General features: G+C 64.9%; 17 protein-coding genes. 8 read left to right on the top strand and 9 right to left on the bottom strand.

Features of this window, described 5'->3' with window-relative positions; genetic code table 11:
* Positions 1-54: 54 nt before the first annotated feature.
* Together cbiB and cobU are read right to left on the bottom strand one after the other, a co-directional pair.
* Positions 55-990 (bottom strand): adenosylcobinamide-phosphate synthase CbiB, encoded by a 936-nt coding sequence (cbiB, locus tag AC3WLT_RS06550; RefSeq protein WP_492591092.1) that lies wholly within the window; start codon positions 988-990, stop codon positions 55-57.
* A complete protein-coding gene (gene cobU, locus AC3WLT_RS06545; protein WP_492591091.1) occupies positions 990-1,544 on the bottom strand; it encodes a bifunctional adenosylcobinamide kinase/adenosylcobinamide-phosphate guanylyltransferase in 555 nt (184 codons plus the stop codon). The genes cbiB and cobU overlap by 1 nt, the downstream gene beginning before the upstream one ends.
* A 311-nt stretch (positions 1,545-1,855) precedes the next feature.
* Here cobU and AC3WLT_RS06540 point away from each other — a divergent pair, with 311 nt between their 5' ends.
* Both AC3WLT_RS06540 and AC3WLT_RS06535 read left to right on the top strand, forming a co-directional pair.
* Entirely contained in the window at positions 1,856-3,316 is a 1,461-nt protein-coding gene (locus AC3WLT_RS06540) for a cobyric acid synthase (RefSeq protein ID WP_492591181.1), read from the top strand.
* Positions 3,317-3,468: 152 nt separating this feature from the next.
* Positions 3,469-3,897 carry a DoxX family protein gene (locus AC3WLT_RS06535; protein ID WP_492591090.1) on the top strand — a complete coding sequence of 143 codons (429 nt, stop codon included), beginning with the start codon at positions 3,469-3,471 and terminating at the stop codon, positions 3,895-3,897.
* Between the two features lie 159 nt (positions 3,898-4,056).
* Here the strand turns inward: AC3WLT_RS06535 and AC3WLT_RS06530 are convergent, their stop codons facing one another.
* A complete protein-coding gene (locus AC3WLT_RS06530) occupies positions 4,057-4,476 on the bottom strand; it encodes a PaaI family thioesterase (RefSeq protein ID WP_492591089.1) in 420 nt (139 codons plus the stop codon).
* 208 nt (positions 4,477-4,684) lie between these two features.
* Between AC3WLT_RS06530 and AC3WLT_RS06525 the strand changes: the two genes are divergently transcribed.
* On the top strand, positions 4,685-5,323 hold the full coding sequence (locus AC3WLT_RS06525) for a ParA family protein (RefSeq protein WP_492591088.1): 639 nt from the start codon (positions 4,685-4,687) through the stop codon (positions 5,321-5,323).
* 99 nt (positions 5,324-5,422) lie between these two features.
* Here the strand turns inward: AC3WLT_RS06525 and panD are convergent, their stop codons facing one another.
* From panD to AC3WLT_RS06505, 4 genes are all read right to left on the bottom strand, one after another.
* Positions 5,423-5,809: an aspartate 1-decarboxylase gene (gene panD, locus AC3WLT_RS06520; RefSeq protein WP_006048527.1), complete on the bottom strand. Its 387-nt coding sequence runs from the start codon at positions 5,807-5,809 to the stop codon at positions 5,423-5,425.
* Positions 5,810-5,865: 56 nt separating this feature from the next.
* A complete protein-coding gene (gene panC, locus AC3WLT_RS06515) occupies positions 5,866-6,699 on the bottom strand; it encodes a pantoate--beta-alanine ligase (RefSeq protein WP_492591087.1) in 834 nt (277 codons plus the stop codon).
* 211 nt (positions 6,700-6,910) lie between these two features.
* On the bottom strand, positions 6,911-7,786 hold the full coding sequence (locus AC3WLT_RS06510; protein WP_492591086.1) for a segregation and condensation protein A: 876 nt from the start codon (positions 7,784-7,786) through the stop codon (positions 6,911-6,913).
* A gap of 4 nt (positions 7,787-7,790) precedes the next feature.
* Complete coding sequence (locus AC3WLT_RS06505; protein WP_492591085.1) at positions 7,791-7,976, bottom strand: DUF3460 family protein; 186 nt, start codon at positions 7,974-7,976, stop codon at positions 7,791-7,793.
* Between the two features lie 387 nt (positions 7,977-8,363).
* Between AC3WLT_RS06505 and AC3WLT_RS06500 the strand changes: the two genes are divergently transcribed.
* Together AC3WLT_RS06500 and AC3WLT_RS06495 are read left to right on the top strand one after the other, a co-directional pair.
* Positions 8,364-10,226 carry an autotransporter assembly complex protein TamA gene (locus AC3WLT_RS06500; protein ID WP_492591084.1) on the top strand — a complete coding sequence of 621 codons (1,863 nt, stop codon included), beginning with the start codon at positions 8,364-8,366 and terminating at the stop codon, positions 10,224-10,226.
* 28 nt (positions 10,227-10,254) lie between these two features.
* Entirely contained in the window at positions 10,255-14,664 is a 4,410-nt protein-coding gene (locus tag AC3WLT_RS06495; protein ID WP_492591083.1) for a translocation/assembly module TamB domain-containing protein, read from the top strand.
* Positions 14,665-14,772: 108 nt separating this feature from the next.
* Here AC3WLT_RS06495 and metG read toward each other — a convergent pair whose 3' ends face one another.
* Together metG and AC3WLT_RS06485 are read right to left on the bottom strand one after the other, a co-directional pair.
* Positions 14,773-16,908, bottom strand: coding sequence for a methionine--tRNA ligase (gene metG, locus AC3WLT_RS06490; protein ID WP_492591082.1), 2,136 nt, complete (start codon positions 16,906-16,908; stop codon positions 14,773-14,775).
* A gap of 389 nt (positions 16,909-17,297) precedes the next feature.
* Entirely contained in the window at positions 17,298-17,951 is a 654-nt protein-coding gene (locus AC3WLT_RS06485; protein WP_492591081.1) for a YiaD family glycine zipper/OmpA-like lipoprotein, read from the bottom strand.
* Positions 17,952-18,202: 251 nt separating this feature from the next.
* On the opposite strand from AC3WLT_RS06485, the gene apbC reads away from it, so the two are divergent.
* The 3 genes from apbC to dcd all read left to right on the top strand — a co-directional run bounded on the left by apbC (position 18,203) and on the right by dcd (position 20,877).
* On the top strand, positions 18,203-19,291 hold the full coding sequence (gene apbC / locus AC3WLT_RS06480; protein ID WP_492591080.1) for an iron-sulfur cluster carrier protein ApbC: 1,089 nt from the start codon (positions 18,203-18,205) through the stop codon (positions 19,289-19,291).
* 108 nt (positions 19,292-19,399) lie between these two features.
* Positions 19,400-19,933, top strand: a complete 534-nt coding sequence (locus AC3WLT_RS06475; RefSeq protein WP_492591079.1) for a superoxide dismutase family protein — start codon at positions 19,400-19,402, stop codon at positions 19,931-19,933.
* A gap of 374 nt (positions 19,934-20,307) precedes the next feature.
* Positions 20,308-20,877: a dCTP deaminase gene (gene dcd, locus AC3WLT_RS06470; RefSeq protein ID WP_013338490.1), complete on the top strand. Its 570-nt coding sequence runs from the start codon at positions 20,308-20,310 to the stop codon at positions 20,875-20,877.
* The last annotated feature ends 3 nt before the right edge of the window (positions 20,878-20,880 follow it).

The raw sequence follows: 20,880 nt of genomic DNA, 5'->3' as shown, positions 1-20,880 counted from the left end.
ATGCGCTCGTTCATGCGCTCGTTCATGCGTTCACTTATGTGCTTATTTATGCGCTCAACCATGAAAAGGCACGCTCAGCAAAGCCAGCACGATCAGCACCGCCAGCCAGAGAATGACCGTGCGCTCGACCAGCATCAACGCCGCCGTTACATGGCCGGCGTTCGCCGGTTGTCCGGCGCCGAGCGTCGGCCGATGTTCGAGCGCGCCGTGATAAACCGCCGCGCCGCCGATCAACACGTTCAGACTGCCGGCGCCCGCGGCCATCACCGGCCCGGCGTTCGGGCTGTCCCAGCGCGGCGCCTGCTCGCGCCAGCAACGCCACGCCGTGCGCGTGTCGCCGAGCAGCGCGTAGCTCGCCGCGGTGAGACGCGCGGGAATCCAGTTGAGCACGTCGTCGAGCCGCGCGGCGGCCCAGCCGAAGCGCAAATAGCGCGGTGTGCGATAGCCCCACATCGCGTCGAGCGTATTGGCCAGACGAAAACCGAGCGCGCCCGGGCCGCCCGCGATCGCAAACCAGAACAGCGCGCCGAAGATCGCGTCGTTGCCGTTTTCGAGCGCCGATTCGACAGCGGCGCGCGACAGCGCGGCTTCGTCGGCATGCGCGGTTTCGCGCGACACGATGCGCGAGGTCAGCAAACGCGCTTGCGCGAGATCGCGTTGCTGCAACGCCTGGGCGATCGGCGCGATGTGATCGTGCAGACTGCGCGCGCCGAGCGCGAACCACAGCAACGCGACGTGCACGGCGCAGGCCGCCAAAAACGGCAGCACGCTGACCAGCCACCAGGCGATCAGCACCGGCGGCATGACCGCCAGCGACCACGCGAGCAGACCCTTGGGCCGCAAGCGCCGGCCGGTGTTGTAGCGCGCTTCGAGGCGCATCGCGAGTTTGCCGAAGCCGACCAGCGGATGCGCGAGGCGCGGCTCGCCGAACCAACGGTCGACGGCGACGCCGGCGGTCGCCAGCGTAACGAGCATGGGGAGCGAGAGCATCACGCGCGGCCCGCTGTTTTCAATGCGAGCGGCAAGCCCGCGACCATCATCGTGACCTGGGTGCTCAACGCGGCGATACGTTGATTGAGCCGCCCGAGTTCGTCGACATAGAGCCGCGTGGCCGCGCCGAGCGGCACCACGCCCAGGCCGATTTCGTTGCTGACCACGATGATCTTTCCTTTGGCGTCAAAAAGCGCGGCCTCGAATGCGGTGAGATAGGCGTGATAGCGATCGATGGGCACACTGTCGCCATCAGGCGGACACAATAAATTGGCGAGCCACAATGTCAGACAGTCGATCAGGATGCAGCGGCCGGGCGCGTCAGTTTGCGTGACGGCGCCGGCGAGATCGACGGGCGCTTCCAGCAACTGCCAGTGCGCCGGACGCCGCTCGCGATGATGCGCGATACGCGCGCTGAATTCGGCGTCGTCGGCCACGCGCGCGGTGGCGACGTACGTGACGGCGAGCGCGCTGTCGTTCGCCAGCTGTTCGGCATGCACGCTTTTGCCCGAACGGGCGCCGCCGAGAACGAAGGTGAGGTCGCGGGAAATCATCGCGTGATTGTACCGGCGCGCACCCGCTCCCGGCGCGATGGGATAATGCCGCGTTCGAATTGCTTCATCGCTGCTTCATAGCCGCTTCATTGTCGCTTCGTAGCCGCTTCGTGGCCCGCTTCGTAGCCCGCTTTATAGCCCGCTTTATAGTCCGCTTGATAGCTCGCTTCATAGCCGTTTAATTACCGCCTCATTGTCGCTTCGTCACGGCTTCGTTGCCGCTTGATTGCCTTTTTCACCGCTGAGCTCAATTTTCCGTGACCACCACTTCGACCGTGCTTGACGATGTACCCGTGCCGCGCGGCACGCTGATGATTCAGGGCACCACGTCCGATGCGGGCAAGAGCACGCTGGTCGCCGGCTTGTGCCGGCTCGCGCGGCGCGCCGGCGTGCGGGTCGCGCCGTTCAAGCCGCAGAACATGGCGCTCAACAGCGCGGTGACGATCGACGGCGGCGAGATCGGCCGTGCGCAGGCCTTACAGGCGGTCGCCGCGGGGATTGCCGCGCACACGGATCTCAATCCGGTGCTGCTCAAGCCGACCAGCGACCGCGGCGCGCAGGTGATCATCCACGGCAAGGCGCGCATGAATCTCGATGCACGCGCGTATCACGACTACAAGCCGCTGGCGCTCGAGGCGGTGCTGGAATCGTATGCGCGTTTGCAAGCGGCGTACGACACGATTTTCGTCGAAGGCGCGGGCAGTCCCGCCGAAATCAATCTGCGTGATCGCGACATCGCCAACATGGGTTTTGCGGAAGCGGTCGATTGCCCGGTCGTGCTGGTGGCCGATATCGATCGAGGCGGCGTGTTCGCGCATCTGACCGGCACGCTCGCGTGTTTGTCGGCGAGCGAGCAGGCGCGCGTGCGCGGCTTCATCATCAACCGGTTTCGCGGCGACGTCGGCTTGCTGAAGCCCGGCCTCGACTGGCTCGAAGCGAAAACCGGCAAGCCGGTGCTGGGCGTCGTGCCGTATCTGCACGGTCTCACGCTCGACGCCGAAGACATGCTGCCGCCCGAACTGCGCGCAGCGCACAGCGGCGACGCCGGACGCATGTTGCGCGTGGTCGTGCCGGTGCTGCCGCACATCAGCAATCACACCGATTTCGACGCGCTGCGCGCCCATCCGCAGGTCGATTTTCATTACGTGAGAAGCGGCACGCCGCCGCCTCCAGCGGATCTGATCATCCTGCCGGGTTCGAAGAACGTGCCGGGCGACCTGGCGTATCTGCGCGCACAAGGCTGGGACGCGGTGCTGGAACGGCACCTGCGGTACGGCGGCCGCGTGATCGGCATTTGCGGCGGCATGCAGATGCTCGGTCGCGAAGTGGCCGATCCGCATGGCGTGGAAGGTGCGCCGGGCACGTTCGCGGGCCTCGGCTGGCTCGACTATTCGACCGTGCTGACGCGCGAGAAAACGCTGAAGAACGTGACCGGACGCCTCGCGTTGCCGGGCGCGCCCGAGGTGGCAGGCTACGAGATTCACATGGGCGCAACGCAAGGCTCGGCGCTGGCTTCGCCCGCGCTGCAACTGGGCGAAGCGCAACACGCGCATCCCGACGGCGCGATTTCCGCCGATGGGCAAATTCTCGCCACCTACGTGCACGGTCTGTTCGACACCCCGGCCGCCTGCGCCGCGCTGCTGGCGTGGGCGGGGCTGAGCGGCGCCGAGCAGATCGACTACCCGGCGCTGCGCGAAGCCTCGCTGGATCGCCTGGCCGACACGCTGGCCGCGCATCTCGATCTGCCGAAGCTGTTCATGGCGATTGGCTGATCTATGTCAGCCGGGTTGCAGCCGGGCTGCGCCGATTAACTCTCAATAAGAAATAATCAAAGCGTCCGAAAGGGTTTTTCGCTCGCGGAGGTTCGAATAAAGTTCTTTGCATCGACGGCGGAAATGCGCCGCCTCTCTCCACAGGACCTGCCATGAATTCGAACCGCTCCGCCGATCTGGCCGCTTTACTGCTTCGCCTCGCCTTGGGCGTTCTCTATCTCGCGCACAGCCTGCAGAAGATTTTTGTTTTCACGCTGCCTGGCACGGCGCAGTTTTTTGTTTCGCTGGGCCTGCCGGGCTGGCTCGGTTATCTGACGGCGTTCGTCGAGCTGATCGGCGGCATCGCTTTGTTGCTTGGCGTGCAGGTCCGCTGGGTCGCGCTGGTGCTGCTGCCGTTCATGCTCGGCGCGATGTCGGCGCATCTGCACAACGGCTGGGGATTCGCGTCGCCGAATGGCGGATGGGAATATCCGGCGTTCTGGGCGGTGACGCTGGCGGTGCAGTCGCTGCTCGGCGGCGGCGCGCTGGCGTTGAGCGGGGCGAAGGCGCCGCGCACCGTCGCTGCTGGAAAGGCTGCTTGATACGCGCTTGATACGCGCTTCATACGCCTGAAGCACGCCTGAACCGCCGCACTGGCGGTTCGTCGAACCGCTCTGGCGGTCCGGTCCACCGGGCAATAGAAAAGCACGCGCCGTGAGGCCGCGTGCTTTTTTCATGGCGCTGCGCGTCGCGCCATTCAGTCAATACAACACGATCTGGGTGCAGCGAAACAGCGCCATCGTCTTGCCGTTCGGATCGGTGACGGTGGCGTCCCACACCTGCGTGCTGCGGCCCAGATGCACGCTCTTGGCGACCGCGCGGATCGTGCCTTCGTTGGCGGTGCCGAGGAAGTTGCTCTTCAGCTCGATGGTCGTGAAATTGCGCGCCGTCTCGGGCAAATGCGCGAGGCACGCGTAGCCGCAGGCGGTGTCGGCCAGACCGATCACAGTAGCCGCGTGCAAAAAACCGTTCGGCGCGAGCAATTCGCTGCGCACGGTCAATTCTGCGGTCAAGGTGCCTTGCGCCAGTTCGAGGACATGCACGCCCAGCAAGCCGGGCAGCTTGCCCTGCTGGCGTTCGTGCAGGCGGTCTATCGTGTATTCGGGGCGCAGTTTGCTCATGGGATTCGGATCCTCGATGGAATAATCGGCTGTAGCGGGCCGGTAATTAGCCGTCCGGGGCTTCGGCCCTGATGCATTTGTCGATATTATCAACGGCTGGATCGGCAAGTGCCCTGAAACCGGTGCGGATCGGGGCACACCAACGCAACTCTGAGCAAAAAGCGCGGCAAACCGGCTGGCAGCGCCGGCCTTCTTCCCGGGAGAATTCATGACGGTGATCGTGGTGGCGAATCCGAAAGGCGGCGTGGGCAAAAGCACGCTGTCGACCAATCTGGCGGGCTATTTCGCGGCGGCAGGCGAATGGGTCGCATTGGCGGACCTGGACAGGCAGCAGTCCGCGCATGCGTGGCTGTCGCTGCGGCCCGCCACGTTGCCGGCCATCGAAACCTGGGAGGTTGACCAGGATGCGCCGGTCAAGCCGCCGAAGGGCCTGGAGCATGCGGTGGTCGATACGCCGGCCGGGTTGCACGGCCACCGCCTGAATATCGCGCTGGATCTGGCGGACAAGGTGATCGTGCCATTGCAGCCGTCGCTGTTCGATATTCTCGCCACCCAGGATTTTCTCGAGCGCCTGGCGAAGGAAAAAGCGGTCCGGAAGGGCGCGATCGAGATCGGCGTGGTCGGCATGCGGGTCGATGCGCGCACGCGTTCAGCGGAGCAGCTGCATCGATTTGTCGAGGGTTTGCAGCTGCCGGTGCTCGGTTTTCTGCGCGATACGCAGAATTACGTGCAATTGGCCGCGCACGGCCTGACCTTGTGGGACGTCGCGAAAAGCCGCGTGGAGAAGGACCTGGAGCAATGGCAGCCGATCGTCGAATGGACGAACGCGGCCGGCAAGAAGGCCTGAGGGCGCGTTGGCGGAAGGGTCGGCAGGCGGGTTAGGCGGGTTAGTTTTAGCAGGCGGCGCGGCCGCCCGCTGCATGGAACCGCGCGATGGATCCCGGTCTCAGGTCCAGTTCTGGGTCGGCACGTGATCGCGGCTGCCCTTGATCTTATTGTTCTCGTCGACGAACACCAGATCCGGCTTCCAGCCTGCCTTCAGCTCCGCTTCGTCGACCACCGCGAACGCTGCGATGATCACCAGATCGCCCAGCTGCGCGCGCCGCGCCGCCGAACCGTTCAGCGAAATCATGCCGCTGCCGCGTTCGCCCTTGATCGCGTAGGTCGAGAAGCGCTCGCCGTTGTTGATGTTCCAGATGTCGATCCGTTCGTTTTCGACGATGTTCGCGGCTTCGAGCAAGTCTTCGTCGATCGCGCACGAGCCTTCGTAGTGCAGCTCGCAGTGCGTGACCGCGACACGGTGGATCTTCGACTTCAGCATGTTGCGTTGCATGATCAATCCCTTGTGGCTTCTTGTGCGCGTTCGCGCGGACCAGGACAGCGTCAGATTCAGATTTCGAGGTTGTCGATCAGACGGGTGGCGCCGAGCTTGGCGGCGGCGAGCACCACCAGTTCTGCGTTCTCGTCTTGCGGGCCCGGCGGCAGCAGGTTCGAGCGCTTGCGCACCGCGATGTAATCGGGCTGCCAGCCGCGCACGGACAGTTCCGCCATCGCCGCCTGTTCGAGTTTCGCGAAGTCGCGCTCGCCCGACAGCACTGCATCGCGCACGCGATTGAGTTCGGCGGCCAGCATCGGCGCCTCGGCGCGCTCGGCGGCTTGCAGATAGCGGTTGCGCGAGCTGAGCGCGAGGCCGTCGGTGTCACGCACCGTTTCCGCGGCGATGATGTCGGTGGGCAGTGCGAATTGGTGGCACATGCTGCGCACGATCATCAGCTGCTGGTAATCCTTCTTGCCGAACACTGCGACGCGCGGCTGCACGCACGACATCAGCTTCATCACCACGGTGCACACGCCCTGGAAGAAGCCCGGCCGGAATTCGCCTTCGAGAATGTCGCCCAGATCGTGCGGCGGATGCACGCGGTACTCCTGCGGCTCCGGATACAGGTCGCTTTCCGTCGGCGCGAACAGCACGTAGACGTTTTCCTTCTGCAGCTTTTCGATGTCGGCTTCGAGCGTGCGCGGGTATTTGTCGAAATCTTCGTTCGGACCGAACTGCAAGCGGTTCACGAAGATACTCGCCACCACCGGATCGCCGTGCTGGCGCGCCAGACGCATCAGCGACAGATGACCCTCGTGCAGGTTGCCCATCGTCGGCACGAAGGCGGTGCGATTCTGGCCGCGCAACTGGTCGCGCAATTCATGGATCGAGCTGATGACTTTCATGATCGGACAGGGATTTCCTCGCGCGGCGCGAGATTCGGTTGACGCAAAACCTTAGGGTATCGCGCGGGCCGCCGCCGCACTGGTAATGACAGGTTCGGAGCGCGGGATTGTAGTGGATTTGCGGCGGGGGTGCACCGAAACGAGGCATTGGCAGCTGTTCTGGCGCACGCAAGCTGCGCCTGGCACCCCCTTTGATGCCTGTTGTGACGCTTCATGCCGGCAGATAGGCAAGGCGCACATAGATCGGTGCGAACGGCTCGGCCTGGGTGATTTCGACCAGCGATTCGCGGCATAGCTCGAGCATCGCGATGAAATTCACCACCACCACCGGCACGCCTTTGCTCGTGTCGAACAGGTCGGAGAATTCCATGAAACGCGCGTTCTGCAGTTGCCGCAGGATCGTGCTCATGTGCTCGCGCACCGACAGTTCCTCGCGCGAAATCTTGTGGTGCTGGACCAGCTTGGCGCGTTTGATCACGTCGGCCCACGCGGCGCGCAGGTCTTCGCTGTTCACGTCGGGAAAGCGCGGCGTGATGCTTTGCTCGATGTACACCTCGGCGCGCAGGAAATCGCGGCCAAGCTGCGGCAACTGGTCGATGCGCTGCGCGGCGAGTTTCATCTGCTCGTATTCGAGCAGGCGGCGCACCAGTTCCGCGCGCGGATCTTCGGCTTCTTCGCCGCTATCGGCTTTCTTCACCGGCAGCAGCATGCGCGACTTGATCTCGATCAGCATCGCGGCCATCAGCAGATACTCGGATGCGAGTTCGAGATTGGTCTGGCGCAACTGGTCGACGTAGCCGAGATACTGCACCGTGACGTCCGCCATCGGGATGTCGAGCACGTTGAAGTTCTGCTTGCGGATCAGGTACAGCAACAGGTCCAGCGGACCTTCGAAGGTTTCGAGAAACACTTCGAGTGCGTCCGGCGGAATGTACAGATCCGTCGGCAGCTTGAAGAGCGGCTCGCCGTACAGGCGTGCGAACGCGATGCCGTCGACCGTGTCGGGCGTGGAATCGGTGGCGGGGGCGGCTAGCGCGGCGTCGGCCGGAGCCGGCGTAGCGCCGTGGGCCTCGTCGGCGTGACTCACGCGCTTAGAAGTTTTGATAGTACGAGTAAGACGTCTGTTCTACGCGCGAGGCTTTCTGTTCGGCGCGTTCTTCGAGGTCGATCGGCTGTTTGTCCCACAGCAGCGAACGGCCGCGGCGCTGTTCAGCTTCCAGATGCGGTTTTTGTTGCTTGAGCTGGTTCAGGAACTGGGTGATGTCCGATTGATACATGGCTCGACGTCCGTGATGGGTGAAATGGCGGCTGTCCTCGCGACCCCTGACAGGAATCCGCAAGGCAACCGCTTTGCGTTGACTGCGCGATTTTACCGCAAGCGCCGCGCACGGACGAAAAACGGCGGCAGGCGCGAGCCGCCGTCTGGCGAAAACGCCTGGAACCCGGGCGGCGGCGACGCGTCAAAGGCGGGCGCGCTCCCGGCTCGGGGGCGTGTGCACCACGACGGATGCGGCGCGAGAGCGCGGCTCGCGCGCCGTCTGGCCATCCAGCGAGCGGCGGTTCAAGAGATCGCGCGGCCTCGCCGATGTGTTCAAATAGCGAGCTTCGGACGCTGCGGCGAGCCCGAACCAAAGAATTTAATCAACCACGGCCGGAGGTCCTGTTTGGCGGGATGTGCGATCGAAACGCCGCGTGTACGGCGCGCTGAAGCCGGTGCGGCCGCTGCGGCCGGTGCCGCCGGCGGGCTGCACCGGCGCATGATGCCGGTTCGGCGTTGGCTGCGTGCGTGGCTGGCGTTCGGCATCGTCATGCTGACGCTGGCCGCGGCCGACGCCCACGCCGCGCGCGCCAACGCCAGCTACAAGGTCGATATCGAGGCCTCGCCGCGCTCGCTGCGCAAGCTGCTCGAAGCGCATCTGGACATTGCGCGCTTCGCCAAACGCGCCGACATCAGCGACGACCAGTTCGAGTTCCTCGTCACCGCGACGCCCCAGCAGGTGCGCGATCTGACCGCTACGCAAGGCTATTTCACGCCGGTCGTGCGCACCGACGTGCGAACCGTCGACGGCAAGAAGCGCGTCACCGTGAGCGTCGATCCGGGCCCGCAAACCACCATCGAGTCGATTTCGCTGTCGTTTCGCGGTCCGGTGCTGACCGAAGACCCGGCGCAGGAAAATGCCGCGCGCTTCGCGTTTTCGCTGCGCGAAGGCGATCCGTTTTCGCAAGGCGACTGGGACAATGCGAAAAACGCGTCGCTCAAGGCGTTGCAGGCGCGCCGCTATCTGGGCGCGAAGATTTACCACTCGGAGGCGCGGATCGACCCGCGCACGCACGAAGCGAAGCTGTCCGTCACATATGACAGCGGGCCGACCTTCACGATGGGCAAGCTCGACGTGTCCGGCACGCGGCGCTATCCGGAGCGGATCGTCGATAACGTGAATCCGATTTCGGTCGGCGATATCTACGATGTGCAACGCGTCGCCGAATTGCAGCGGCAGTTGCAGAACACGCCGTATTATGCGAGCGTCGCCATCGACGTGGATAGCGATCCGGCCAAACCGGCCGAGACGCCGCTGCACGTGAAGGTGTCCGAATATCCGTACAACAGCATCCGCGGCGGGGTCGGCTACTCGACCGACAACGGTCCGCTGATCCAGGGCGCGTATTCGTATCTCGACACCTTCGGCAAGGCCTGGCCGTTCACGATCGACGGCCGGATCGACCAGGTTCAGCAGTATGGGCAAATCCAGCTGGCGATGCCGCCGGGGCCGCGTGGCTGGACTAATAGCGTGCTGGCGTCCTACACCACCACGGACGTTTCCGACACGCGCATTTACAGTGTCCGTGCCGGTGTGCAGCGGGCTCGCACGTCGCAATTCATCGACTACAACTACGCGATCCTGCTCTACCAGGACCGGCTCGACCAGAACGCGATTGCGCCGACCACCAGCCGGGCGCTGGTGCCGTCGTGGTCGTGGACCCGCCGCCATACCGACGACCCGCTGTTCCCGCGTTCGGGCAACCTGATTCACGTGGAAGCGGGCTTCGCGGTCAAGGGCGTGCTGACCGACCAGACGTTCATCCGCGGCTACGCCCGCGGCCAGCAGTATCTGCCGATCGGCAAGGAAGACCTCGTGCTGGTCCGCGCCGAGCTCGGCGGCGTGTTCACGAGCGGCAGTTCGAGCGGCATTCCGGCTTCGCTGCTGTTCCGCGCGGGCGGCTCGAATTCGATCCGCGGCTACAGCTATCAGAGCATCGGTAATAACGTCTCCGGCTCGGTGCTGCCGACCAAATATCTGGCCACCGCGGCGGCCGAGTATCAGCATTGGTTCAGTCACGATTGGGGCGCGGCGGCGTTCTTCGACGTCGGCACCGCCACCGACACCTGGGGCGAGAAAGTCTTTTATCCTGGCGTCGGTGTGGGGGCGCGCTGGCGCAGTCCGGTCGGGCCGGTCAACGTCGATATTGCCTACGGGATTCGCAACAGGAGCGTGCGGCCGTATCTGACGCTCGGGATCGCCTTCTGATGGACACCTGCATTCACATGATCCACGCATGACCACGGACGTTTCCGCTCAACCACCCGCAGAGCCGGGCGATCGCCCGGCGGGGCAGCCGCCTTCTGCGCCGTCGCCCAGGCGCCGGCTCGGCCGTTTGCTGCTGAAAACGTTCGCGTGGACGGTCGCGGTGCTGGTGTTGCTGGTCGCGGTGGCGATCGGTCTGCTGTACGGCGCGCTGACGACCGAGCGCGGCACCGGCTATGCGTGGCAGGCGGCCGTCAAGCTGCTCGGCGGCAGGCTGACAGGCACCCTGGAAGGCGGCGCGCTCGCGCAAGGCGTGCAACTGCGCCAGGTGCGCTGGCGCAGCCTCGACGGCAGCGGCACCGATATCCAGATCGACCGTGTGGCCGGCCGTTGGGGCCTCACGCGCGCGCCCTGGCGCTTCGCCATCGACTATCTGCATATCGGCACGATCGACGCGCGGGTGGGTTCGTCGCCGAGCACCAGCGGACCGCTGACGCTGCCGCAAGACTTGCGCTTGCCGCTGCAACTCGACATCCGCGACGTGCAGGTCGACAAGCTCCTCCTGCGGCAGGGGGCATCGACTACCGAGTTTTCCCGCTTCGTCTTTCATGGCCGCAGCGACGGACGCCATCACGAGGCCGCCATCGACCGGCTCGACACGCCGTTCGGCGCGGTGACCGCGGCGGCGAAGCTCGACGGCGTGCGGCCGTTTCCGCTGAGCGGCGATCTGGGCTATTCGGGCAAGGTCAACAACGAGCCGGTGCAGGTCGGCGGGCATCTGACCGGCTCGCTTGAAACATTGACTGCCGAGCTGGATGCGAGCGGCATGAAGCTTTCCGGCCATGCGCAGGTCGAAGCGACGCCGTTTGCGGACGTGCCGCTGCAACGCGCGACGCTGACTTTCGATCACGTCAACCCGCAGGCGTTCGCGCCCGGTGCGCCGCTGGCGGATCTGGCGGTGCGGGCGGAGTTGCAGCCGGTAGCACAGGGCGAGGCGGGGACGGTGGTGTTGGGCGCGGCCGCGGCCAGCGCTGTGAACGGGCAGGCGCATGCTGGATCGAGTGCGGCGAGTTCCGTCAGCGCTTCCGGCGCAGTGAGCGCGGCCAGCTCTCCCAACGCCGCCAGCGTCCCGCAGGCCGCCATGGTTAAGAACGGCAAAGGCGGCGTCAATACGGAGGCGTCGCAGAAAGCCGCTGCGGGTTTCGCGGTTGCCGGCCACGTTTCGATCGTCAACGCCAAACCCGGCGCGATCGACCAGAACCTGCTGCCCCTGATCGACGCCCGCGCCGACGTGCGGCTCGACGCGCAGACGCAGCGCATCTCCAATCTGAACGTGCGGCTCGTGAAGAGCGCCACGCTCACCGGCGGCGGCGCGCTGGCCGGCAAGCGCGGCCAGTTCGATCTGCAAGTCGCCGGGCTCGATCTGAACGCGCTCGAAGCGAGCGTGCGGCCGACGCAGCTTGCCGGTTCCATCGGTATCCGTCTGAATGACGACATACAGAGCCTCACGCTCGATCTCGCCGACCCGAAAGCGGCGTTGCGCGCCCAGGGCAAGGTGACGTTCGATCCCGCGCGGATGAGCTTCAACGACGTGCGCGTCACGTCGGGCATGGGCCGCATCGACCTGTCCGGTGCGCTCAAGCACGACGCGAATTCCACCTACAACCTGAAAGCGCAACTGACCGATTTCGATCCGTTGACGCTGACTTCGCAGATGCCGTCGCGCGCGGCGGCGACTGGCCCGGCGCCGTCGGCGAGTCAGTCGGCGAGTAAGTCCGCGAGACAGTCGGCGAGTAACGTCAAGCGCACGCAAGGCGCGGCTCAGGCGGCCAGCGCCGCCGGCGCGAAAAGCGCGGCGCCTGGCGACAAAGCTGCCGCTGCGGTGAAAAACACGGCTAAGGCCGCGGCGCGGGCCGACGCAATGCAACGCAAGACGCCGCCTAAGCGCGGCGCGCCACCCGCCCGCAAGATCGAGGCGCGCGTGAACGGCACGCTGACGGCGGCCGGCGTGCTCGGCCCGATCTTCACCACCAAGGCCGAATTCAAGCTCGGCCCAAGCGTCTACGACGGCCTGCCGCTGACGGGCGGCGGCACGGTCCAGCTGGCCGGTTCGCGGATTCTGCCGAGCCGCGCGAATCTGTCGGTGGCGGGCAACCAGGTCGATCTGCAAGGCAGCTTCGGTGAGCGCGGCGACCGGTTGCGCTTTCGCGTCGATGCGCCGCAACTGGAGCGCCTCGGCTTCGGCCTCGCGGGGCTCGTCGCGGCGGATGGCGACGTCACCGGCTCGTTCGCGCATCCGAACGTCGTGTTGAACTACAAGGCCGACAGCGTCGCGTTCGGCACCAACCGGATCGGCCACGCGGAGGGCCACGCCGAACTGCGCGACGGCGTGAACGGCGCGCTCGTCTTTACCACCGACGCGCGCAGCCTGAGCGCGGGCGGCGTCGATCTGACCACGCTCACGGCGCGCCTGTCCGGCACGCGTGCGAACCACACGCTCGAGGCGGCGGCTACCGGCAAGCTGCAGGACCGTCCGCTCGATCTGACGCTCGCCGCCAACGGCAAGCTGACCGAAGCGCGCGACGGCACACGTTGGGACGGCACGGTGAGCCGCCTGCAGAATCGCGGCACGCCGGCGCTCAATCTCGAGTCGCCGCTCGCCGTCAGCGCCGGGCCGAAGCGCGTCACATTGGGTGCGACGCGCCTTACGCTCGAAGGCGCGGTGCTGAACCTCAAATCGTTCGCGCTCGACCACGGCAAGATCCAGTCGGCGGGCAGCTTGACCGACGTTTCGCTGGCGCGCTTGCAGGATTTGCGGCGCGAGATCACCGGCACGCCGCCGGCCGTCAAAACCGATCTGGTGTTCGACGGCGACTGGGACTTCGCGCTTGGCAGCACCGCGAGCGGCCACATCCAGTTGAAGCGCCGCGGCGGCGACGTCACGGTTGAAATCGGCCGCGGCCTCGCGTCGCTGGGCATTACGGATATCACGGCGCGCGCCGAATTCAGCGGCGGCAACCGGCTCAACGCCACCGTGCGTGCGCAGGCCAGCCGGATCGGCGTGTTCGACGCCGATGCGCATACCACGCTCGTGATGCGCGACGGCTTTCTCACGCTCAACGAAGAGGGCGCGCTGAACGGCAACGTAAACGCGAACGTGCCGTCGCTGAAAACGACCGGCGGCCTGTTCGGCCCGAGCTATCTGCTCGACGGCCACCTGGCGTTCAAGCTCGCGCTCGGCGGCACGGTCGCCAAGCCGAATCTGTCCGGCTCGCTGCTCGGCGACGGACTGTCGGCGACGATGGTCGACCAGGGTGTGCAACTGAAAGACGGGGTGGTGCGCATTGCGCTGTCGGAAAATCTGGTGGACTTCCAGCAGGTCGAATTTCACGGCGCGAGCGGCACCTTGCGCGCCACCGGCCGAGTGCGCCTGGACAGCGCGCAGCCGGATCTGACCGCCAGCATCGTGGCCGACAAGCTGGAACTGTTCGCCGCGCCCGACCGCAACCTGTCGCTGTCGGGCAGCGCGAGCGTCGCGAACGCGGGGCCGCAGGGCGGCATGGCGATCAACGGCAAGTTCGTGGTCGATCACGCATTGTTCGACATGCCGGAGCAGTCCGCGCCGAAGCTCGGCGACGACGTGGTGGTGGTGCGTCCGGACGGCACGGTGGCGGGCGAGCGGCCGGTCCCGGTGGACGGCACCAACAAGCCGGTCGGCCCGTTCGCGCCGCGCGCGAACATCGACATCAGCCTCGGCAACAACTTCCGTTTTCGCGGGCAAGGCGCCGATCTCGGCCTGACCGGCACGATCACGGCGATGAGCGCGCCGAACCTGCCGCTGCGCGCCGTCGGCAATGTGCGCGTGACGCCGGGGTCGACCTACACCGCATTCGGCCGCAAGCTCGGCATCGAGAACGGCTTCTTCACGTTCAACGGACCGGTGGCCAATCCCGGCATCAACATCCTTGCGATGCGCCGCAATCAGCAGGTCGAGGCGGGCGTGCAGGTGACGGGCACGATCCAGGCTCCGGTCGCGAAGCTGGTGTCGGAGCCGAACGTGGCGGACAACGAAAAGCTCTCGTGGCTGCTGTTCGGTCACGGCACGGACCAAGGCAATAACCTCGGTCAGCAAAGCACCATGACCACGGCGCTCGCGTTGCTCGGCAGCGCGAGCGGCAAGCGGATTGCGCAGACCTTCGGGCTCGACGAGTTTTCGATCGGCCGAAGCGACGTCGGGCTAACCGATCCGCAGGTGGTGATGGTGTCGAAAGCCATCAACGAGTGGCTCGTGATCGGCTACGAGCAGGGTCTGCAGTCGGCGAGCAATGCGATCAAGGCGACGGTCAATCTGACGCGGTACTGGTCGGTCGCGGCCTATGGCGGCACGTTCGACGGCCTCGAGCTGCTTTACACGCGGCGCTTCGACCGGATCAGCTGGTGACGAGAGGAGAAGGCGGTTTGAGCAGAGCAACGGCATAAAAAAACGGCACGCCTTTTAAAGCGTGCCGTTTTTGCTTGTGGCGACCGCGGTCGACGCCGCGCGTCTGTTTTACTTCACCCGCATACCCGGCTTCGCGCCGCTGTCCGGTTCGAGCACGTACAGGCCCGGTTCGGCTTTTTCGTCAGTGGCCGATGCCGCCAGCACCATCCCCTCGGACAGGCCGAACTTCATCTTGCGCGGCGCGAGATTCGCGACCATCACCGTCAGCTTGCCGACCAGCTGCTCCGGCTGATACGCGGACTTGATGCCCGAGAACACGTTGCGCGTTTTTTCTTCGCCGACGTCGAGCGTCAGTTGCAGCAGCTTGTCCGACCCCTCGACGGCCTTGCAGTCGACGATCTTCGCGACCCGCAGATCGATCCTGGCGAAGTCGTCAATCGAGATGACGCCGGGCGTTTCATCCTTCTCGGCGACGGCGGTTGCGTTTGCCTTCGATTTGGTCTTGGCGCCAGCCGGTGCGGCGGCTTCCGGCGTGGCCTGCAGCGAATCGCGATTGGCCGCCAGCAGCGCTTCGATCTGTTTTGGATCGACGCGCGTCATCAGGTGCTTGTACGCGTTGATCGGGCGCGCCGAACTCAGCGGCACATTCGCGTCGGCCCACACCAGCGGCTCGATGCCGAGGAAGGCTTCGACCGCTTCGGCCAGCTTCGGCAACACCGGCTTCAACGCCAGCGACAGCAGGCGGAATGCCTCGACGCTCACGCTGCAGGTTTCATGCAGCGCAACCGCGTTCGCCGGGTCTTTTGCCTGATCCCACGGTTTGGCGGCGTCGACGTAGGCGTTGACCGAGTCGGCCAGTTCCATGGTGTGACGCAGCGCGCGGTTGTACTCGCGCGCTTCATAGTTCGCGGCGATCTGCGGCACGGCGGCGCGCAGCGTGGCGAGCAACGGATGCTGCATGGCGCTGTCCTGTACGCAGCCGTCGAAACGCTTGATCAGGAAACCGGCCGCACGGCTCGCGATGTTCACGTACTTGCCGACCAGATCGCTGTTCACGCGCGCCTGGAAGTCGTCGAGGTTCAGGTCGAGGTCTTCCATCGTGCTGTTCAGCTTCGCCGCGAAGTAGTAGCGCAGCCATTCCGGATTCAGGCCGGTGTCGATCACGCTTTGCGCAGTGATGAAGGTGCCGCGCGATTTCGACATCTTCGCGCCGTCAACCGTCAGGAAGCCGTGCGCGAACACGTTGGTCGGCGTGCGGTGGCCCGAAAACTCGAGCATGGCCGGCCAGAACAGCGTGTGAAAATACAGAATGTCTTTACCGATGAAGTGGTACTGCTCGGTCTTCGAGCCCTTGCGAACCCAGGCGTCGAAATCGAGGCCGCGCTTTTCGGCGAGATTCCTGAAGCTCGCGTAGTAACCGACCGGCGCATCCAGCCACACATAGAAATACTTGCCCGGCGCGCCTGGAATCTCGAAGCCGAAATACGGCGCGTCGCGCGAGATGTCCCAGTCGGCGAGCCTGGCTTCGCCGGCGTCGCCGAGCCATTCGCGCATCTTGTTGGTGGCTTCCGGCTGCGCCAGACCGCCCACCCACTCGCGCAGGAAATTCTCGCAGCGCGGATCGGACAAGCGGAAGAAGTAGTGCGTCGAGGTCTTGCGAATCGGCGTGGCGCCCGAGACGACCGAATACGGATTGATCAGCTCGGTCGGCTGGTAAGTCGATCCGCATACTTCACAGCTGTCGCCGTACTGGTCTTTCGCGCCGCACTTCGGGCATTCGCCCTTGATGAAGCGATCCGGCAGGAACATTTCCTTGACCGGGTCATACGCCTGTTCGATGTCGCGTGCTTCGATCAGGCCGGCTTCCTTCAGCGCGAGATAGACCGATTCGCTCAGGACGCGGTTTTCCTCGGAATCGGTCGAGTAGTAATTGTCGAACGAAATCCCGTAGCCGTCGAAATCGCGCTTGTGCTCTTGCCAGACGCGGTCGATCAGCTGCTTGGGCGTCAGACCTTCCTTTTCCGCGCGCAGCATGATCGGCGTGCCGTGCGTGTCGTCGGCGCCCACGTAATAGACCTCGTGACCGTGCATTCGCAACGTCCGGACCCAGATGTCCGTCTGGATATATTCGACCAGATGGCCGATATGGATTTGCCCGTTCGCATACGGAAGGGCCGACGTGACGAGAATCTGGCGACGGCCCGACGGCGCGCCTGCGGAGAGATCGGTTGCGGGTGCTGACATAAGGATGGTGGGAGCCTGCGGTGGGACGAAAGGTTGATTCTAGCAGGGCAGGCGACCGGCGCGGGACGGGCCGGCTGGGCTGGGGCCGCGCTGCTGCCGGGCGGGACGGTGCAGAAGCGGTACACACCGCGGGTACAAACCGCGCGCCCAAAAAAAACCGGGGCTGCTAACCCCGGAGCAACAACGACAAGAGGAGAATGGTGACGCAGCGGCATAGCCAGCCACGTACCGTAAAGAGAGACAACGGATTTCCGGCAGAGTTCGAAATTTTTTTCGACCTCGTGCGGAAACCCGTTCGTCAGACTCCTGCGGCGCTCCGGACACCGGCCGATTCACGGTAAAGGGGAGGGGCCCGGCGCCCGGCTGATCCATCCCCTCGAGTCTTGTCCTTATTGCGTCGCGTGCTGTGCCGTGGCGCGCAGATAGATTTCCACACGACGGTTTGCCGCGCGGCCGGCTTCGGTGTTGTTGTCGGCGATCGGCTGGGTCTGGCCCATGCCTTGTGCCGACAGGCGTTGCGGCGAGATGCCGCGCTGCCCCAGGTAGCCCGTCACGCTTTCAGCGCGGTTGACCGACAGCGTCTGGTTGTAAGCCGGCTGGCCGGTGCTGTCCGTGTGGCCGACCACCTGGGCGATCAGTTCCGGATTCTGGGTCATGGTCTGCGTCAGCTGATCCAGCACTGGCGCGAACGACGGCTTGACCGCGTAGCTATTGGTGTCGAAGGTGACCGAGCTCGGGATGTTCAGCTTGAGCGAACCGTCCGGCTGCTCGGTGATCTGTGTGCCGGTGCCCTTGGTGGCGCCCGACAGCTTGTTATGAATCGCCTGCCAGTTGTAGCCGGTGATGCCGCCGACCGCCGCGCCGACGCCCGCGCCGATCGCCGCGCCCTTGCCGCCGCCGAAGATCGCGCCAAGCGCCGCGCCGGTGCCGGCGCCCACGCCCGTACCGACCGCCGTGTTGGTGCCTTGTTGGGTCGCGCAGCCAGCCAGCAACGAACCGGCGACGGCGAACACGGCCAGGCGAGTCATGATTTTTGCATTCATTTTGATTCCTTTCTTGAGTGAAGCGAGTAAAGCGGTCCGACAGCGAAGAAGGGTCTTCCGGCAAGGCTTGGCGCCAACCACTACAATGATGACAGAAGTACGCAGCGATGCGACCCCATGGCGTTCCGCCTGCCCGAAGGGTGCCCGGCATACCTGGTTTTCGCAATGCTGTCTAACAATTTTTTTCAAATTCCGGCGTGTGGCCGAGACTTCGATTCCGCCGCGCCGCAAGCGTTCCCCACGGAGTGTCAATGAGTATCGATCGGGCTTTGGTCGACGCTGCCCTCGCGGCCGTCGCTGACCCCAATACCGGCCGACCGTACGCGGCCGCCAAGAACATCAAGAACGTGGTTGTGGAGGGAGACACGGTTAGCGTCGACGTGGTACTCGGCTATCCGGCCGCGCGCCAGTTCGAAGCCATCCGCACACAGTTCGCCGACGCGCTGCGAGCCGTGCCCGGCGTAGCCAACGCGCGTGTCCAGGTGTCCCAGCAAGTCGCCGCGCATGCCGTGCAACGCGGCGTGAAGCTATTGCCGAACGTTAAGAATATCGTTGCGGTGGCGTCGGGCAAGGGCGGGGTCGGCAAGAGCACGACCGCCGTGAACCTGGCGCTGGCGCTGGCGAGCGAAGGCGCGTCGGTCGGCGTGCTGGATGCCGACATCTACGGTCCGTCGCTGCCGATGATGCTCGGCATCGTGGGCCGTCCCGAGTCGCCCGACGACAAGTCGATGAACCCGATGATCGGCCACGGCCTGCAGGCCAACTCGATCGGCTTTCTGATCGAGCAGGACAACCCGATGGTGTGGCGCGGCCCGATGGCCACTTCCGCGCTCGAGCAACTGCTGCGGCAGACCAACTGGCAAGATCTCGACTACCTGATCGTCGACATGCCGCCGGGCACCGGCGACATTCAGCTGACCTTGTCGCAACGCGTGCCGGTGACGGGCGCCGTGATCGTCACGACGCCGCAGGACATCGCGCTGCTCGACGCCAAGAAGGGTCTCAAGATGTTCGAGAAGGTCGGCATTCCGATCCTCGGTATCGTCGAAAACATGGGTATGCATATCTGCTCGAATTGCGGTCACGAAGAGCCTATCTTCGGCGCCGGCGGCGGCGAGCGGATGGCGAAGGAATATGGCGTCGAGGTGCTCGGCAGCCTGCCGCTCGATATCGCGATTCGCGAGCAGGCCGATTCGGGCCGGCCGAGCGTCGTAGCCGAGCCGGAAGGGCGTATCGCGGAGATCTACCGGTCGATCGCGCGCAAGGTCGCGGTCCATATCGCCGAGCGGGCGCGCGACATGACTTCGAAGTTTCCCAACATCGTCGTGCAGAACACCTGAGCTGCCATTCAGACGAGGGCGCAAGGCGTCAATTTGGGCCTGCTCTCGCGGTATCATGTCGACTTCACAAGTTCGGCCCGGCGGCCGCAGGGCCGACAAGAGGATCGCATGGGAAAACGAATCGACGGACAGGCGGTGCATGCGTTCATCGTACTGGCTGCCAGCAGTGTGCTGTTATGCGGCTGCAGCGTCTTCCTGAGGCCACAGGAAAAGCGCGCCGACGCGCAGTTGCTGCCCACCGTGGGCAATCAGGCGCGCGGGCTCGTGACGTTCATCGAGCGCTCGGACGGCGTACAGGTCACCTACAACCTCACGGGCTTGCCGCCCAATAGCGACCACGCGTTGCAAGTGCATGAACGCGGCGACTGCAATGCCGCGGACGGCTCCAGCGCCGGCCAGGTGTTCTCGCCGGCAGCCGAGCGTCTGAAGGCGGGCGCGCGGGTCGAGGGCGATCTCGGCAACATTCATGCGGACGCGAACGGCGTGGCCGCGGGTTTCATCGTCGCGCCGGATGTGTCGCTCGACGGTATCCGCTCGGTGTTGCAACGCGCTGTGCTGCTGCATCACGACGCTACCGATCCGTATGCCTATCCGCAGCATGGCGCGGGCCCGGCGCTCGCATGCGGTTCGATTCGCCAGTGACGGCGGGGCGCAGCGCGTGTCCCATCTGCATACACCTGGCCGCTAGCTGCCGCGCAAGCAGAGGTGCGTGCAGGTGTCGCAGACCGCTCTCAAACCCTACCCGCAGCAGCATTCTCACGATCGCGTAAAATAAGCGCCTTTCGTCGGGGACGCCCAGTCGGGGACGCCTGGTCGGGGGTGCCTGGTCCGGAACGCCTGGTTGGGGACGCCTGGCCCGGGAAGCCTGGTCAGCACGCACAGTCCCCCGTGGCGGCCCGCCAAGGCGGCGCGCCGCTCAGGCCGCTACCCGACACTTAGCCGAACCCGTTGCCCGGTCCCGATACCGGGTTGTTACCCGTCACACATCTGTCACTCACGTCGAGCAGCGTTCACCTATGACCATCAAATCCGACAAGTGGATCCGGCGCATGGCCGAGTCGCACAAGATGATCGAGCCGTTCGTGCCCGATCAGATCCGCGTCTCCGAAGACGGCCGGAAGATCGTCAGCTACGGCACCTCGAGCTACGGCTACGACATTCGCTGCGCCGACGAATTCAAGATCTTCACCAACATCAACTCGACCATCGTCGATCCGAAGAACTTCGACGAGAAGTCGTTTGTCGATTTCAAGGGCGACGTCTGCATCATCCCGCCGAATTCGTTCGCGCTGGCCCGCACGGTCGAGTATTTCCGCATTCCACGCAGCGTCCTGACCGTGTGTCTGGGCAAATCCACGTATGCGCGTTGCGGAATCATCGTCAACGTGACGCCGTTTGAACCGGAATGGGAAGGGCACGTCACGCTCGAATTCTCAAATACGACACCTTTGCCTGCGAAAATCTACGCGAACGAAGGCGTCGCGCAGGTGCTGTTTTTCGAAAGCGACGAGATTTGCGAGACGTCGTACGCGGATCGCGGCGGCAAATATCAAGGTCAGCACGGCGTCACGTTGCCTAAAACGTGACGT

The sequence above is a fragment of the Paraburkholderia sp. FW306-2-2C-D06C genome (genome assembly GCF_058781505.1).
Note: the sequence above shows the minus strand (reverse complement) of the source record. Positions and strands in the feature narration are given on the sequence as shown.

Coding starts and splice junctions, on each gene's coding strand:
- cbiB (WP_492591092.1), bottom strand. CDS start 990: ATGCTCTCGCTCCCCATGCTCGTTACGCTGGCGACCGCCGGCGTCGCC.
- cobU (WP_492591091.1), bottom strand. CDS start 1,544: ATGATTTCCCGCGACCTCACCTTCGTTCTCGGCGGCGCCCGTTCGGGC.
- AC3WLT_RS06540 (WP_492591181.1), top strand. CDS start 1,856: ATGATTCAGGGCACCACGTCCGATGCGGGCAAGAGCACGCTGGTCGCC.
- AC3WLT_RS06535 (WP_492591090.1), top strand. CDS start 3,469: ATGAATTCGAACCGCTCCGCCGATCTGGCCGCTTTACTGCTTCGCCTC.
- AC3WLT_RS06530 (WP_492591089.1), bottom strand. CDS start 4,476: ATGAGCAAACTGCGCCCCGAATACACGATAGACCGCCTGCACGAACGC.
- AC3WLT_RS06525 (WP_492591088.1), top strand. CDS start 4,685: ATGACGGTGATCGTGGTGGCGAATCCGAAAGGCGGCGTGGGCAAAAGC.
- panD (WP_006048527.1), bottom strand. CDS start 5,809: ATGCAACGCAACATGCTGAAGTCGAAGATCCACCGTGTCGCGGTCACG.
- panC (WP_492591087.1), bottom strand. CDS start 6,699: ATGAAAGTCATCAGCTCGATCCATGAATTGCGCGACCAGTTGCGCGGC.
- AC3WLT_RS06505 (WP_492591085.1), bottom strand. CDS start 7,976: ATGTATCAATCGGACATCACCCAGTTCCTGAACCAGCTCAAGCAACAA.
- AC3WLT_RS06495 (WP_492591083.1), top strand. CDS start 10,255: ATGACCACGGACGTTTCCGCTCAACCACCCGCAGAGCCGGGCGATCGC.
- metG (WP_492591082.1), bottom strand. CDS start 16,908: ATGTCAGCACCCGCAACCGATCTCTCCGCAGGCGCGCCGTCGGGCCGT.
- AC3WLT_RS06485 (WP_492591081.1), bottom strand. CDS start 17,951: ATGAATGCAAAAATCATGACTCGCCTGGCCGTGTTCGCCGTCGCCGGT.
- apbC (WP_492591080.1), top strand. CDS start 18,203: ATGAGTATCGATCGGGCTTTGGTCGACGCTGCCCTCGCGGCCGTCGCT.
- AC3WLT_RS06475 (WP_492591079.1), top strand. CDS start 19,400: ATGGGAAAACGAATCGACGGACAGGCGGTGCATGCGTTCATCGTACTG.
- dcd (WP_013338490.1), top strand. CDS start 20,308: ATGACCATCAAATCCGACAAGTGGATCCGGCGCATGGCCGAGTCGCAC.